This window comes from Luteibacter sp., from assembly GCF_036500425.1.
Classification (GTDB): Bacteria; Pseudomonadota; Gammaproteobacteria; order Xanthomonadales; family Rhodanobacteraceae; genus Luteibacter.
The window spans coordinates 1-14,344 of record NZ_DASYCB010000078.1; the positions used below are offsets into that span (position 1 = coordinate 1).

Annotated in this window: 14 protein-coding genes; 12 read left to right on the forward strand and 2 right to left on the reverse strand. The window is 65.3% G+C overall.

Annotation, left to right across the window (positions count from 1 at the left end):
* Window positions 1–66: 66 nt before the first annotated feature.
* Window positions 67–1,047, reverse strand: a complete 981-nt coding sequence (locus VGN46_RS19090) for an oxidoreductase (RefSeq protein WP_331646185.1) — start codon at window positions 1,045–1,047, stop codon at window positions 67–69.
* A gap of 95 nt (window positions 1,048–1,142) precedes the next feature.
* On the opposite strand from VGN46_RS19090, the gene VGN46_RS19095 reads away from it, so the two are divergent.
* The 8 genes from VGN46_RS19095 (at window position 1,143) to VGN46_RS19130 (ending at window position 7,249) form a co-directional block, all read left to right on the forward strand.
* A complete protein-coding gene (locus tag VGN46_RS19095; RefSeq protein WP_331646187.1) occupies window positions 1,143–2,072 on the forward strand; it encodes an AraC family transcriptional regulator in 930 nt (309 codons plus the stop codon).
* 62 nt (window positions 2,073–2,134) lie between these two features.
* On the forward strand, window positions 2,135–2,944 hold the full coding sequence (locus tag VGN46_RS19100; protein WP_331646189.1) for a DUF4339 domain-containing protein: 810 nt from the start codon (window positions 2,135–2,137) through the stop codon (window positions 2,942–2,944).
* A gap of 162 nt (window positions 2,945–3,106) precedes the next feature.
* Window positions 3,107–3,724: a guanylate kinase gene (gmk, locus tag VGN46_RS19105; protein WP_331646192.1), complete on the forward strand. Its 618-nt coding sequence runs from the start codon at window positions 3,107–3,109 to the stop codon at window positions 3,722–3,724.
* Window positions 3,721–4,533 (forward strand): ABC transporter ATP-binding protein, encoded by an 813-nt coding sequence (locus VGN46_RS19110; RefSeq protein ID WP_331646195.1) that lies wholly within the window; start codon window positions 3,721–3,723, stop codon window positions 4,531–4,533. The genes gmk and VGN46_RS19110 overlap by 4 nt, the downstream gene beginning before the upstream one ends.
* On the forward strand, window positions 4,530–5,297 hold the full coding sequence (mlaE, locus tag VGN46_RS19115) for a lipid asymmetry maintenance ABC transporter permease subunit MlaE (RefSeq protein ID WP_331646197.1): 768 nt from the start codon (window positions 4,530–4,532) through the stop codon (window positions 5,295–5,297). Before VGN46_RS19110 ends, mlaE begins: the two co-directional genes overlap by 4 nt.
* A 58-nt stretch (window positions 5,298–5,355) precedes the next feature.
* Complete coding sequence (gene mlaD / locus VGN46_RS19120; protein ID WP_331646199.1) at window positions 5,356–6,240, forward strand: outer membrane lipid asymmetry maintenance protein MlaD; 885 nt, start codon at window positions 5,356–5,358, stop codon at window positions 6,238–6,240.
* A gap of 20 nt (window positions 6,241–6,260) precedes the next feature.
* Entirely contained in the window at window positions 6,261–6,950 is a 690-nt protein-coding gene (locus tag VGN46_RS19125) for an ABC transporter substrate-binding protein (protein WP_331646201.1), read from the forward strand.
* Window positions 6,947–7,249, forward strand: coding sequence for an STAS domain-containing protein (locus VGN46_RS19130; protein ID WP_331646203.1), 303 nt, complete (start codon window positions 6,947–6,949; stop codon window positions 7,247–7,249). Before VGN46_RS19125 ends, VGN46_RS19130 begins: the two co-directional genes overlap by 4 nt.
* A gap of 796 nt (window positions 7,250–8,045) precedes the next feature.
* On the opposite strand, the gene VGN46_RS19135 is transcribed toward VGN46_RS19130, so the two are convergent.
* The gene (locus VGN46_RS19135) at window positions 8,046–8,876 is read right to left on the reverse strand and encodes a VacJ family lipoprotein (protein ID WP_331646204.1); all 831 of its coding nucleotides are present in this window, start codon (window positions 8,874–8,876) and stop codon (window positions 8,046–8,048) included.
* A gap of 176 nt (window positions 8,877–9,052) precedes the next feature.
* Here VGN46_RS19135 and rpoZ point away from each other — a divergent pair, with 176 nt between their 5' ends.
* The 4 genes from rpoZ to recG all read left to right on the forward strand — a co-directional run bounded on the left by rpoZ (window position 9,053) and on the right by recG (window position 14,259).
* Entirely contained in the window at window positions 9,053–9,343 is a 291-nt protein-coding gene (rpoZ, locus tag VGN46_RS19140) for a DNA-directed RNA polymerase subunit omega (RefSeq protein WP_331646205.1), read from the forward strand.
* Window positions 9,344–9,462: 119 nt separating this feature from the next.
* Window positions 9,463–11,643, forward strand: a complete 2,181-nt coding sequence (locus VGN46_RS19145; protein WP_331646206.1) for a bifunctional (p)ppGpp synthetase/guanosine-3',5'-bis(diphosphate) 3'-pyrophosphohydrolase — start codon at window positions 9,463–9,465, stop codon at window positions 11,641–11,643.
* A 92-nt stretch (window positions 11,644–11,735) separates the two neighbouring features.
* Complete coding sequence (locus VGN46_RS19150; protein ID WP_331646207.1) at window positions 11,736–12,119, forward strand: RidA family protein; 384 nt, start codon at window positions 11,736–11,738, stop codon at window positions 12,117–12,119.
* Window positions 12,120–12,141: 22 nt separating this feature from the next.
* Complete coding sequence (gene recG / locus VGN46_RS19155) at window positions 12,142–14,259, forward strand: ATP-dependent DNA helicase RecG (protein WP_414675277.1); 2,118 nt, start codon at window positions 12,142–12,144, stop codon at window positions 14,257–14,259.
* Window positions 14,260–14,344 lie beyond the last annotated feature (85 nt).

The window sequence follows — 14,344 nt, forward strand, 5'->3', positions numbered from 1 at the left end:
GGAACCTGTAGGAGCGCGCTTGCGCGCGATCGCGCGCAAGCGCGCTCCTACAAGGGCTCTATCGCATCAGGGCAGGCGGGCGCCGGTTTGTTGTTCGCTCAGTTCCCATAGCGCGTCCGCTGCGTCCGGGTCGATCGCATAGGGCCTTACGCCGTGCAGGTGGCGCAGGTCTTCCGCGGCGACGGTCGCGTCATCGAGTAGCGGCGCGATGTCGCTGTCTTCGAGGTACAGGCCGCCCTTGCCGTCGAGCATGGGGCTGGTGGCGGCCCACACGCTGGTCGCCGCACCCTGCGCCACGCTCTTCATGCCGCGCTCGATATCGACCACCGGCTTGCCTTCGTCGTCGATGGCGCCGAACTTGCGCAGGTCATCGACGCTCATGTAACGGGCGAGGTCGGTGACGATCGCGCCCGGGTGCAGCGAGAACGCGCGGATGCCGTCGGCCTTGCCGCGCTGGTCGACACCGATGGCGAAGAGGATGTTCGCGGTCTTCGACTGGCCGTAGCTGAGCCACGGATCGTAATCGCGGCGCTCGAAATGCGGGTCGTCGAACACGACCGGCGAATAGCGGTGGCCGCGCGACGACACCGACACCACGCGCGCGCCGTTCGCGCGGCGCAGCGCCGGCCACAAGCGTACGGCGAGCTGGTAGTGGCCCAGGTGGTTGGTCGCGAACTGCCTCTCGTAGCCGCGCGCGTTGCGTTCGAGCGGGCAGGCCATCACGCCCGCGTTGTTGATCAGCAGGTGCAGCGGCTCACCGCGATCGACCACCTGCTTCGCGAAGGCGTCTATGGAGGCCGGGTCGGCCAGGTCCATCGGCAGGATCTCGATGCCGGACTCGCCGTCGAGGGCCTTGCGCGCCTTCGCCATGTCGCGGGCCGGGACGATGACGCGGGCGCCCGCGTCGCGCAGGGCACGGGTGGTTTCGAGGCCGAGGCCGGCGTAGCCACCGGTGACCACGGCGTTCTTGCCGGTAAGGTCGTGCCCGGCGATGACGTCAGCCGCGGTGCTGGCGGCGCTGAATCCAGAGGGGATAGGGGACTGCATGGAGGGCTCCAGGGTGGGGTGCCCTATCAAAGTAAGGGCGCCCTCCCGGACGATGAATGCTTGAAAGTACGCCATGCATGCGCAATCGTACGGATATGAGCGACGACCCTATCACCGCTATCCTGCGCCTCGCCGAGTTCGAGTCGGTCCTCTCCGGCGGGTTTACCGCTGGCGGCGACTGGGCCGTGCGCTTCCCGCCGCCCGACAAGCTGAAGTTCTTCGCCGTGGCCCGCGGCTGCGTGGTCATGCGGATCGAAGGCGAGTCGCGCGATATCGTCCTCGGCGAGGGCGATGTGATCCTCCTCGCCGCGCCGCTGTCCTTCGTGCTCGCCAGCGATCCTGACCTCCCCGCACGCAGTGCCTACGATTTCGAATGGCACGGCGCCGAGCGCCTGGTCGCCTTCAACGAAGGCACCGAAACCCTGCAGATCGGTGGCCACGTTCGCGTACACCCGGCGTACGAACCCATGCTCCTCGCGGCGCTGCCACCGTGGATTTACATCAAGGGCGATACGCCGGAAGCGGCGACCATGCGCTGGCTGATCGACCAGATGGTGAAGGAAAGTGCCGGCGCGCTGCCTGGCGCCGGTCTTGCCCAGGCGCAACTCGCCCACCTGTTGTTCGTGCAGATCCTCCGCGCCCATATGGCCAGCGGCGACCTGCTTCCGCCTGGCTGGTTACGCGCCGTGGCGGATCCACGCCTGGCACCGGTGCTCAAGCGCGTGCATGCCGAACCCGGCCGCGACTGGCGTCTCGACGACATGGCGCGCCTCGCCGCGATGTCGCGCACGGTATTCGCCGAACACTTCCGCAAAGTCTCCGGCTCCGCACCACTCACCTACCTCACCGAATGGCGCATGCGGCTCGCCTGCCAGGCACTTCAGCGAGGCAGCGTGCCCGTAGCGACACTCGCCCGCGATCTCGGCTACGGCTCGGAAAGCGCCTTCAGCCATGCGTTCAAACGTGTGGTCGGCGTATCGCCGGCGCGCTATGGCTTGCCCAAAGGCACACCGCTCGTCGCGTGACGCCTCCACCTGCGGTTGGGCATACTCGGCCCCGACAACCCACCGGGCAAGGAAAGAGGGGCATGGTGAACGAGAACAAGATCTGGGTAGGCCGTAACGGTGAGCGTTTCGGGCCCTATGACGAAGCCACGCTGCGCGCGTGGATCACGGAAGGGAAGGTCGAAGCCACGGCCATGGGCTGGCGCGAGGGCATGGCCGACTGGCAGCCGTTGCACGTGATCCTGGGCATCGTCGTGCCGCCGCCCATGACCGGCGCGCCGCCGATGGGGATGCCCGCCGGTGTGCTGCATAACGAGCTCCCGCCGCCGCCCGACCTGCACTGGGGCATCCTCTTCGTGGTGGACCTTTTTGCCGGCGGCCTCCTTGGGCTGGTCTGGCAGTTCTTCCAGGCCTCGTGGGTCAAGAAGATCGATCCCTCGAGCCGGGCTACGCTGTGGCTGGTGATCTCGCTCTGCCTGCTGCCGGTCACATGGTTCCTGATGATGGGTATGGTCCTGAATCAGTCCACCAGCGAGCGCCCGGATATCGGCGCGATCGCAGGCGCCATGTCTTACTTCAGCATCGCTTTCCTGCTGGGGCTCGCGGCGGTGGTGATCCGCTACGTCGCCTACTTCTCGATGGCGCGTTCCATGCGCGAAAAGCTGCCGGCGTATGGCCTGGTCCCCGAGATCAGTGGCGTGACCCTGTTCTTCTTCACCCACTACTACCTGCAGGGGCAGATGAGCTGGGTGGCACGCTGGCGGACCACCGGCCAGGTAACGCCCCCGGCACCGAAGGGTGTTTTCTGGATCCTGCTCGCGGCCTGGTTCGGCTTCGTGCTGCTGCTTCTGCTGCTCTTTTCGCTGGTGATGTTCGGCACCATGCATCACTGACCGGCCCACTAAAGGCCCCGCCTGGCGGGGCCAAACCGGCCAGGCCGCGTATCCGCACCTGGCCGCGAAAGCCCTGTGCAAGGCCGTCCGGCCACGATTCCGGCTACAATCCCGCTTTGCGTTTCGGGAAATAGCCATGACCCCCCAACGAGATCCCCGCGGATGAGTGACGGCACCCTGTTCGTGGTGGCCGCCCCCTCGGGTGCGGGCAAGTCCACGCTGGTCAATGCGCTGCTCGAGCGCGAACCGCAGATCTCCTTGTCTATCTCGCACACCACGCGCCCGCCGCGCGTAGGCGAACAGTACGGCCGCCACTACTTCTTCGTGGAGCGGCCGGATTTCGAGCGCGAGATCGTCGATGGCATCTTCCTTGAGCATGCCGAGGTGCATGGCAACCTCTACGGCACCTCGCGGACGGTAGTGCAGGAAAAGCTCACCAGCGGCGTCGACGTGCTGCTCGAGATCGACTGGCAGGGCGCCCGCCAGGTCCGCAAGGGCAAGTCGGATTGCGTCAGCGTGTTCATCCTGCCGCCGTCACGCGTGGAACTTGAGCGCCGTTTGCGCGGTCGAGGTTCAGATGCCGCCGACGTCATCGAACGCCGCCTGTTCAACTCCCGCGAGGAAATCGCGCACGCCCACGAGTTCGACTACATCATCGTCAACGATCGCTTCGAGGATGCGTTGGCCGATCTGCAGTCGATCGTCCGTGCCGTCCGTCTCCGCGCGAAGTGGGCTGCGAAACGCCACGAGGCCCTGATCGAGGAACTGCTCGCCCCATGACCGACGACGCTATCGTCCGCGTACGCGGCCTCACCACGGTGCTCAATGGCAAGACCATTTTCGACGCGATGGATCTCGACATCCCGCGCGGCAAGGTCACCGCCATCATGGGTCCCAGCGGTACCGGCAAGACCACCCTGCTCAAGCACATCACCGGGCAGATGCGCGGCGATGCCGGCACGGTGGAAGTCGATGGGCAGAACGTGCCGCAGCTCTCGCGCGAAAAGCTCTTCGAGCTGCGTGAGCGCATCGGTTACCTGTTCCAGAACTCCGCGCTGCTCACCGATTTCGATGTGTTCGAGAACGTGGCCTTCCCGCTACGCCAGCACACGAAGCTGCCGGAAGAGCTCATCCGCAACATCGTGCTGAACAAACTGCAGGCGGTCGGTCTGCGTGGCGCTGCCCGACTGATGCCCACGGAACTCTCCGGCGGCATGGCCCGTCGCGTGGCGCTGGCCCGCGCGATCGTGTTCGATCCTGCGCTCATCCTCTACGACGAGCCCTTCGTTGGCCTGGATCCGATCGCGCTGAACCAGGTGCTGCTGCTCATCCGCACGCTTAACGAAACGCTGGGCATCACCAGCATCCTCGTGGCGCACGAACTGGCCGCGGTGCAGCAGGTGGCCGACCACGTATTCCTCATCGCCAACGGCAAGGTCGTCGCCCAGGGCGCGCCGCGTGAACTGGTCAACGATGGCTCGCCGTGGACGGCGCAGTTTTTCGGTGGCCAGGCCGATGGCCCCGTTCCGTTCCAGTACCCGGCCGGCGATTACGCCTCGGCGCTGGGCTTTCCCGGAGGCAAGGCATGACGACCAGGGAAGATAACGTCGTGGTCCGCAGCCTGGCGCAGATCGGCGCCAGTGGCCTGTTCCTGCTCACGATCCTTGCTGCGATCCCGCGCAGCCTGAAGCACGGCCGCGAGACCCTGCGGCAGATCTGGTTCGTGGGCGCCATGAGCCTCACCATCGTCATGACCTGCGGCCTGTTCGTCGGCATGGTGCTCGGCCTGCAGTTGTATGACGTGCTGTCGATCTTCGGTGGCACCTCGGCGACGGGCACGGTGGTGGCGATCGCCATCTACCGCGAACTCGGCCCGGTCGTCACGGCGCTGCTGTTCGCCGGCCGTGCGGGCACCTCGATCACCGCCGAGATCGGCCTCATGCGCGCCACCGACCAGCTCGATGCGATGGAGATGATGGCGGTGGATCCCATTGCCTACGTGGTCGCGCCGCGCTTCCTCGCCGGTGTCATCGCACTGCCGTTGCTGGGCGTCGTGTTCTGCGCCATGGGTGTCTTCGGCGGCCACCTGGTCGGCGTGACCTGGCTCGGCATCGATAACGGTACCTTCTGGTCCAACATGACCGCCGCGGTGGATGTCCACAAAGACATCATCAACGGCGTCCTGCTCAAGTCGTTTGCCTTCGGCATCGTGGTCTCGCTGATCGCGGTGTTCCAGGGCTACACCACGCCGCCCACCAGCGAAGGCGTCGCGTACGCCACGACGCGCACGGTGGTCGCCTCGTCCATTGCCATCCTGGCGCTGGACTTCGTCCTTACCTCGTTCCTGATCTGAAGGCACGGAGGCCCGCCATGAACGCAACCCTTTTCGCATCTACCTCGAGGATCGTGCCGTGACCCAGAGACGTTCCTATGCCGTCGGCACCGGCCTGTTCATCGTGCTTGGTTTCGCCGCACTGGCCTATCTCGCCACCCAGACCACCTCGGTCGCCAACCAGCACGGCGGCTCCACGTACGACGTGGAAACCCGCTTCGCCAACGTCGGCCAGCTGAAGGTGCGCGCCCCGGTCAAGGTCGCTGGCGTCCGCGTCGGTTCCGTCTCGGCGATCGAGCTGGTGCCGGGCAAGGAGGAGGCCAAGGTGACCCTGGCGATCGACAACGCCCGGAAGGACATCCCGGATGACTCCGTGGCCACGATCTACACCAGCGGCCTGCTCGGCGACCAATACATCGGCCTGCAGTTCGGTCATTCGAAGAACCCGGTGAAGGAGGGCGGTGAACTCGCCTTCACCCGCCCGGCCCAGCAGCTGGAAGAAATGCTCGGCAAGTTCTTCGGCGGCGGCAGCGCCCCGGATCGCCTGGGTGGAACCTTCCACGTCACGGGCGATTTCACCAATATCGGTGGCCTGCAGGCCGGCGCCGCGGTGAAGATGGCCGGCGTGCCGATCGGCAGCGTCGAGTCGGTGGTGGTGAAACCGGGTGCGGTCGAAGCCACGGTGACCCTTGCGATCGACAAACGCTACTCCCAGATACCTGATGACTCGGCCGCTGCGGTGTTCACAAGCGGTTTGATCGGTAGCCAGTATGTTGCGATCCAGCCAGGCGGGTCGCCGGAGTTCCTGGCGGATGGCGATCAGCTCGTGCTGACCCAGTCCGCGCTCCAACTGGAAGACCTGATCGGCAAGTTCCTCGTGAACGGCTCGCCGAGCTCAAACAATGGCAACGCCCCGGGCAATGGCCAGGGCGGCGCCCAACCCGACAACGCCGGCAAGAAGTAAGCCGGGCCAGGAGATACCGCATGTTGCGTCAGCTTTCCCTCGCTATTGCCCTTGCCGTCGGCACGGTCGCGGCCGCCCCTGTGTTCGCCCAGGCCGCGGCTCCCGCCGGGGCTACCCAGGGCCAGTCGCCCCAGCAGGTGGTCCAGCAGATTTCCGATGACCTGTCCCGGGCTATCGAAGGTCACCAGGCCGAGCTGAAGAACGACAAGGAGAAGCTGATCGCCGTTATCGACGACACTTTCCTGCCGCACTTCGACATCGATTACGCCTCGATCCTGGTGCTGGGCCAGAACGCCAACAAGGCGACGCCGCAGCAGCGCGAGCGCTTTGCCAAGGCGTTCTATAACTCGATCACCCACCGTTATGCCGAGGGTCTGCTCAACTACACCCGCGGCAAGGTGAAGGTCATGCCGTTCACGGGTGACCTGAACAACAAGCGCACCGTGGTCCGTACCCAGGTCATGCTGGACGACGGCAAGTCGGTCTCGGTCGACTATGCGTTCCGCAAGAGCGCGAGTGGCGACTGGAAAGCGTACGACGTGATCATCGAGGGCATCTCGTACATCACCAACTATCGCAACCAGGTCGATGCCGAGATCAAGAAGGAAGGCCTGGACAAGCTGACGGCCGATCTCGAGCAGAAGGGCGCTGGCGCCATCGACGAGATGAAGCAGGACACCGGCGGTAGCCAGGCGGGCGGCGCCAAGTGACCCAGCCGGGCACGTACCAACTGGTCGAAGCGCCGGGGGCCCTCGCGGTCTCCGGCGCACTGACGTTCGCCACGGCCGTCTCGGCCCTGGCAGCCGGCCGTGCTGCGCTCGAGCGCGGCAAACCGGCCACGCTGGACCTGGCCGGTGTGACGCAGGCCGATAGCGCCGGCCTGGCCACGGTACTGGCCCTGCTGGCGCACGCCGCCCAGAAGGGCAGCGCGATGAAGGTGGCGAACGCCCCGGTAGGCCTCGAGGCCCTGGCCCGCGTCTCCGGCGTAAGCACCCTCATTGACATGTAGGAGCGCGCTTGCGCGCGATGCTCCCGCCCAACGAAACCGGCCACGTCGCCGGTTTTTTTGTGCCGCCCGAGAGGGCTCGCCTTCGGCTTCGCGCTTGGTCGAATCGGTTCATTCGCTGGCGCGAATGCGTGTGTTGAGCGGCGTTCGCCGCCTGGTGCCTGATGAGTCGAGGACGCGCCGGGTGGTCAGGCCCGTGGGGCCGCCAGTCGCGGACCTTCGGACCGGGCCGTAGCTCCTCTTCGCGAAAACCGTGACACCAGGCGGCCCTCCGCTCATGTCGGCCCCACGGACCTGCCCACCCGGTAACCAGCCATGAGGTTCGTGACCCAAGAGCCTGTGCGTTCAGCGGCTCGCCTGTAGGAGCGCGCTTGCGCGCGATAGGCTCACGGAGCGGTGATGCGGTAAGCCATTTTCTCGCGCGAGCGTGGATCAGCGTGCTGTGGCAATGACCTTATCCACAACCACCAGGAACGACTTCAACGCGAACGTTCCGGTCTCTATGGCGTGTGCCCTGGCGCATGGTCGCTGCATGCGACACGGCATCAGCGCTTCGTCGGCTGATCGCGCGCGAGCGCGCTCCTACAGGGAGCCAGGCTGCGGCATACCGGCTTGTGCGACACGCAACGGGGCCTGCCCGCCCCCGATGCCCTCACCCATCCAGTCTAAGGCGGCGCAAGCCGCTCACCCATGCATTCGCGCCAGCGAATGAACCGATCACAAGGCGCGGTGTACCGAACAATCTCGGTGATGCGCGGAGAGTCAAAAAAAAGCCGCCCTAAGGCGGCTTTTTTCAGGATCAATCCGGGTTCTGCCCGTTCTGCTTCTCCCAGGAGTGCTGCTCCTTAAGCAGCTCATCCGGGTCGAAATCCTTGCTGTCGCCCACGCCCTGCATCTTCTCGATCACATCATCCGGCGGGTTGCCGTCGTAGATCTGATAGAGACGCTGCTGGCGGTACGCATCACGCATGAACACATACGGATCGTAGGCCGACGCCAGGAAGCTCTCCGCATCGATCGCGCGAGCGCGCAGCGTCACCAGGTACAGCACCGACGGCACGTAGTACTGGCCGCTGTGGAAATCGTGGTTACGCGACAGGTAGCTCAACGGATCGAAGAAATAGCTATCCACCGGCAGGCGCCAGACATCGCGGACCGTGGTCGGGCCGACGAAGGGGAGCACAAGGTACTCGCCCTCAGGCACGCCCCAACGGGCCAGGGTCACGCCGAAATCGCTGTCGTACAGCGGCATTCCCAGCATGCTCGCCGGATCCTTGAAGCCCAGGAAACCGATGCCCAGGTTCACGACGAAGCGGCCCGTCGTGACCGCCGCCTGGCCCGGACGGCCCTGCAGCAGCTGGTTACCGATAGTGATCGGCAGGCGGATATTCGTATAGAAATCGCTCACCGCCGTGCGGACGCCCGGGGTGGTGACATTGCGGTAGCCGACGGCAACCGGCCGGATGAAGGTCTTGTCGAGCTTGTCGTTGAACGCGTAAACCTTGCGGTTCACCTGCTCGTTCGGGTCATCCGTGCGCGGCGGGGCTATGTGGCAGGCCGCCAGGAGCGCCACGGCCACCAGGCCAAAGGCGTGGCGGGCCAGACGCTTAAAGCTGTTCTTGGGGTCCATCGGGGTGACTCTGGGGGTGGGGCGATACTTTAGTGTACCGCTTGGTTTTATTATTTGCACTAACGCCCGTCCTTCCTGGCCAGAACCCGACATGATACCCCTCCCCCGATGGACAGCCAACGGGCCGGGCCGCTAAACTGCACGGTCATAAGTGTCTTTGTTGTCAAGGATTTGAAATGGCCCGTATTACTGTCGAAGACTGCCTCGAGGTAGTCGACAACCGCTTTGAGCTCGTGCTCATGGCGACCAAGCGCGCTCGCCAGCTTGCCAGGGGCGCCGAACCCACGATCGATCCGAACAGCGATAAGCCGACGGTGGTGGCACTGCGCGAAATCGCAGAGAGGACCGTCAGTAACGAGATGATCGACACCATCGACGAGGCCGCCAAGGCGCGTGCCGAGCGTGAAGCCCTCGAGTGGGCCGCCGCGGACGTGGACGATGACCTCTCGAAGGGCGGAGATGACTGATGACGTCGGGTCACTGTCGACCCTGCGTTCATCGATCCACTGCGCACCTTGTTGAAGCGCGGCTGTTGAAGCCGCGCGCGGGAGGCCGTGTCGCCTGATACCAGGCGCGAGGCATTCCCATGGAAGTCGTTCCCGCCAAAAAACTGACCGACGTCTCCGACGACACGCCCGTGCCTGCTTATGTGCAGGCGCTGGAAGAACGCGTGGGCGCGTACCTGCCCAAAGAGCAGGTCATGCGGATTCGTCGCGCGTTCCTCGTTGGCGCACTCGCGCACGATGGGCAGACGCGTAAATCCGGTGAGCCGTACATCACGCACCCGGTCGCGGTCGCGCAGGTGCTGGCCGAGCTTGGCCTGGATGCCGAGACGATCATCGCGGCGATCCTCCACGATACGCTTGAGGACACCCAGCTCAGCCGCGAAGAACTCGCCGGCGCGTTTGGCGAGACCGTGGCCGAGCTGGTCGATGGTGTCACCAAGCTCGACAAGATGCGCTTTTCCAGCCGTGCCGAAGCGGATGCGGAGAGCTTTCGGAAAATGCTGCTGGCGATGGCGCGTGATCTACGCGTCATCCTGATCAAGCTTTCCGACCGCCTGCATAACATGCGTACGCTGGGGGCGAAGGATGGTTCATCGCGCCGCCGTATCGCGCGCGAAACGCTCGAGATCTATGCGCCGATCGCGCAGCGGCTGGGCATGAACAAGTTCAAGGCCGAGCTGCAGGATCTTGGTTTCAAGGCCTTATACCCCGATCGCCACCGTATCATCGGCGAGCGCATCCGCGCCGCCCTGGGTAATCGCCGCGAAGCCATGGCGAAGATCGAGATGGCGCTCGAAGGCCGCCTCGCCGCCGACAAGATCCCTGGCCGCGCGGTCAGCCGGATCAAGAGTCCGTGGAGCATCTATTCGAAGATGCGCAACGAGCACAAGTCGTTCGCGCAGCTCATGGATGTCTACGGTTTTCGCGTCGTCACCGATTCCGCGATGCATTGCTACATGGCGCTGGGTGCGGTGCACGGTCTGTACAAGCCGGTCGATGCACGCTTCAAGGATTTCATCGCCATTCCCAAGGGCAATGGCTACCAGTCACTGCATACCGTGCTGCTTGGCCCGTTCGGCGCACCGATCGAAATCCAGATCCGTACCTCGGAGATGGAATCGGTCGCGGAGCGCGGCGTGGCGGCGCACTGGGCGTACAAGACTGACTCCGGTCCGGCTAACAACGCGCAGCTGCGCGCGCGCGAGTGGATCTCGGCGCTGGCCGATAGCCAGGCCAGCACGCCGTCGGCCGCCGAGTTCCTCGAGAACGTCAAGATCGACCTGTTCCCGGACGAGGTCTACCTGTTTACCCCGCGCGGCGACATTTTCTCGCTGCCGCGCAATGCCACCGCGCTCGATTTCGCCTACGCCGTGCATACCGACGTGGGTGACCACGCTGTCGCGGCGCGTGTCGACAAGAAGCTGGTGCCACTGCGCACGCGCCTGATTTCCGGCCAGGTCGTGGAAATCATCACCGCGCCGTCGGCCGTACCGAACCCGGCGTGGCTCGAGGCCGTCGTCACCGGTAAGGCGCGCACCGCGATCCGCCAGTACCTGAAGCATCTTCAGCACGAGGATGCCGTCGATTTCGGCCACCGTATGCTCGATCGTGCGCTGGACGCGCGTGGGCTCAGTCTTGATGCGATCCCGCCGGCCGTACTCGATCGCTTCCTTGACGAAGCCAAGTTCAAGCGCCTCGAAGAGCTGCTTTCCGAAATCGCGCTGGGCAATCGCTATGCCGATCAGGTCGCGACCCAGTTGCTCAATGTCATGGGGCCGCAGGAATCGCATCCGCAGGCAGTCACCGAGCATGCCGTGGAGAAGATCCGCATCAGCGGGGCCGAGCGTGGCGTGCTCAGCTTTGGTAACTGCTGCCACCCGTTGCCGGGTGACGAGATCGTGGGTTTCCTCTCGTCGGGCAAGGGCATCGTCGTGCACCGCGTGGAATGCCCGAACGTAGCGGAATTCCGCAAGACGCCCGAGCGTATCGTGGCGATCGAATGGGATCGCGACGTCACCGGCGATTACCGTGCCGAACTGCGTATCGAGGTGCTTAACCGCCCAGGCGTGCTCGCCACAGTCGCCGCCGCGATCGCGGACGCGGGCTCGAATATCGAGAACGTCGAGTACATCGAGCGCGACAGCACGGCCGCCACGCTGCTCTTCGCCATCGAGGTGAAGGGCCGCAAGCACCTGGCTGACGTGATGCGCCGCGTCCGCCGCACCGGCGTGGTCAGCGGCGTCTACCGCCACCCCCTCTGATACCGATCGTTGGCTTTTCGCGCGCAAGCGCGCTCCTATAAACGCCGCCTTGGGGCCGGTACACTCCGGGTAATCATGTAGGGAGTGTTTGTATGACCCGCAGCATCATCGCCACCGACAAGGCCCCGGCGGCCATTGGTCCGTATTCGCAGGCCGTGCGCGCCGGCAACACCGTGTACTTCTCGGGCCAGATCCCGCTCGACCCTGCCACGGGCAGTCTCGTCGAGGGCGATATCACCGCCCAGACGCGCCGCGTGTTCGACAACCTCGTCGCCGTGGCCGAAGCCGCCGGTGGCAAGCTCGCCGATATCGTCCGCGTCGGCATCTATGTCACCGACCTCGGCAACTTCGCGGCCGTGAACGCCGTGATGGCCGAATACTTCCAGCAGCCGTACCCGGCGCGTTCCACGATCGAAGTGTCGGGCCTGCCCAAGGGTGCCCAGGTCGAAGTGGACGCGATCCTCGTCCTGCCGTAAGCGCGAGTTCGCAGCCATTCCCGTGGCCCGTAGCGCCAGTACACCCCCTGCCGCGCCCATGGCGGAGCCGGGCCGCGCGCCGCTGACCACGCTCGGCGGCGTGGGGCCCGCACTTGCGGAAACGCTTGGCAAGCTGGGCCTGCGTGAAGTGCAGGACCTTTGGTTCCACCTGCCGTTGCGTTATGAAGACCGCACCACGGTCGTGTCGATCGGCGACCTGCGGCCCGGCAGCCATGTGCAGGTCGAAGGTACCGTCGACTTTGTCGAACGCGGCTTCCGCTTTCGACCGCAGTTGAAAATCATCATCAGCGATGACTCCGGTCGCGCGCTGTTGTTGCGCTTCTTCCACTTCCGCAAATCGCAGGTAGACCAGCTGCAGAAAGGCACGCGCCTGCTCTGCTTCGGTGAAGTACGTCAGGGGCCGCAAGGCCTGGAGATGGTGCATCCGCAATACCAGCGCATCGAGAGCGATGAGGCGGTTGTCGTCGACGAGCGCCTGACGCCGGTGTATCCGACCACGGAAGGCCTGGGCCCGCGTCGTCTGGCCAGCGTCATCGCAAAAGCCTTGCACCACCTGCCGGGCGATGACCGGCTGGAACTGATCCCTGACGAAGTGGGGCGCCCACTCGGCCTTACCTCGCTGCGCGATGCGCTGCTGTATGTGCACCGGCCACCGCCCGATGTCGACCTGCGCCAGTTGGAAGAGGGTGGCCATCCGGCGCAAAAGCGCCTTGCCTTCGAAGAATTGCTGACCCAGCACCTTACCCTGCGGCGCATGCGCGCCGCCGTGAAAAAACGCAAGGCGCCGGCGTTGAAGAGCGCGGGTACGCTGCGTGAGCAGATGCTTGCGTCGTTGCCATTCGCACTCACCAAGGCACAGACCCGCGTCGCTGGCGAGGTCGGGCGCGATCTTTCCCGCGCCCACCCCATGCTGCGCCTGGTGCAGGGCGATGTCGGTAGCGGCAAGACCGTGGTCGCCGCGCTGGCCGCACTCACGGCCGTGGAGGCGGGCTATCAAGTGGCGCTGGTGGCACCGACCGAGCTACTGGCCGAACAGCACCTGCGCAACTTCCGCGCGTGGCTCGAGCCACTCGGCCTGCATGTGGAGTGGCTGGCGGGCAAGGTGCAGGGCAGGGCACGCAAAAGTGCACTCGCGCACGCCGCCGAGGGCACGGCGCATGTCGTGGTCGGCACGCATGCGCTGATGCAGGAGGGCGTCGCTTTCCAGAAGCTCGGCCTCGTCATCATCGATGAGCAGCATCGTTTCGGCGTCCATCAACGCCTCGCGCTGCGCGACAAGGGCGCCAGCGGCGAGCTCATTCCGCACCAGCTCGTGCTTACAGCCACGCCGATCCCGCGGACGCTGGCCATGAGCGCGTATGCCGATCTCGATGTGTCGTCCATCGATGAACTGCCCCCGGGCCGCACGCCGGTGCAGACCGTGGCGATCTCCAACGAGCGCCGTTACGACGTCATGGAACGAATCCACGGTGCATGCATGGAGGGGCGTCAGGTCTACTGGGTGTGCACGCTGATCGAAGAAAACGAGCAGATGAACGCGCAGGCCGCCGAGGTGGCCCACGCCGAGCTCGTGGCCGGTTTGCCGGACCTCAAGGTCGCGCTGATCCACGGCCGCATGAAGCCGAAGGAAAAGCAGGCGGTCATGGATGCGTTCAAGGCGGGCGAGATCGCCGTGCTCGTCGCCACGACCGTGATCGAAGTGGGCGTGGATGTACCCAACGCCAGCCTCATGGTGATCGAGAACAGCGAGCGTTTGGGGTTGGCCCAGCTGCACCAGTTACGCGGCCGCGTCGGTCGCGGTTCCATCGCTTCGACCTGCGTGTTGCTGTACCAGACGCCGCTGTCGCGGCTGGCGAGGGAGCGGCTGCAGGTGATGCGCGAGACGAATGATGGCTTTCGCATCGCGGAGAAGGACCTGGAGTTGCGCGGTCCTGGCGAGGTGCTCGGCACCCGGCAGACCGGCCAGCTGCAGTTCCGCATCGCCGACCTGACACGCGATGCGCACCTCATGCCCGATGTGCAGCGCGTCGCCGAAGCGATGATGCGCGACCACGCCGCCCGTTGCGAACGTCTCATCGCCCGCTGGGTAGGCGACGCCGCCCGCTACGTCGACGCTTAAAGGGCGACACCTTTCGCGGAAGCCCTGTAGGAGCGCGCTTGCGCGCGATGGGGGTTGCCGCGAGCACCCATCGCGCGCAAGCGCG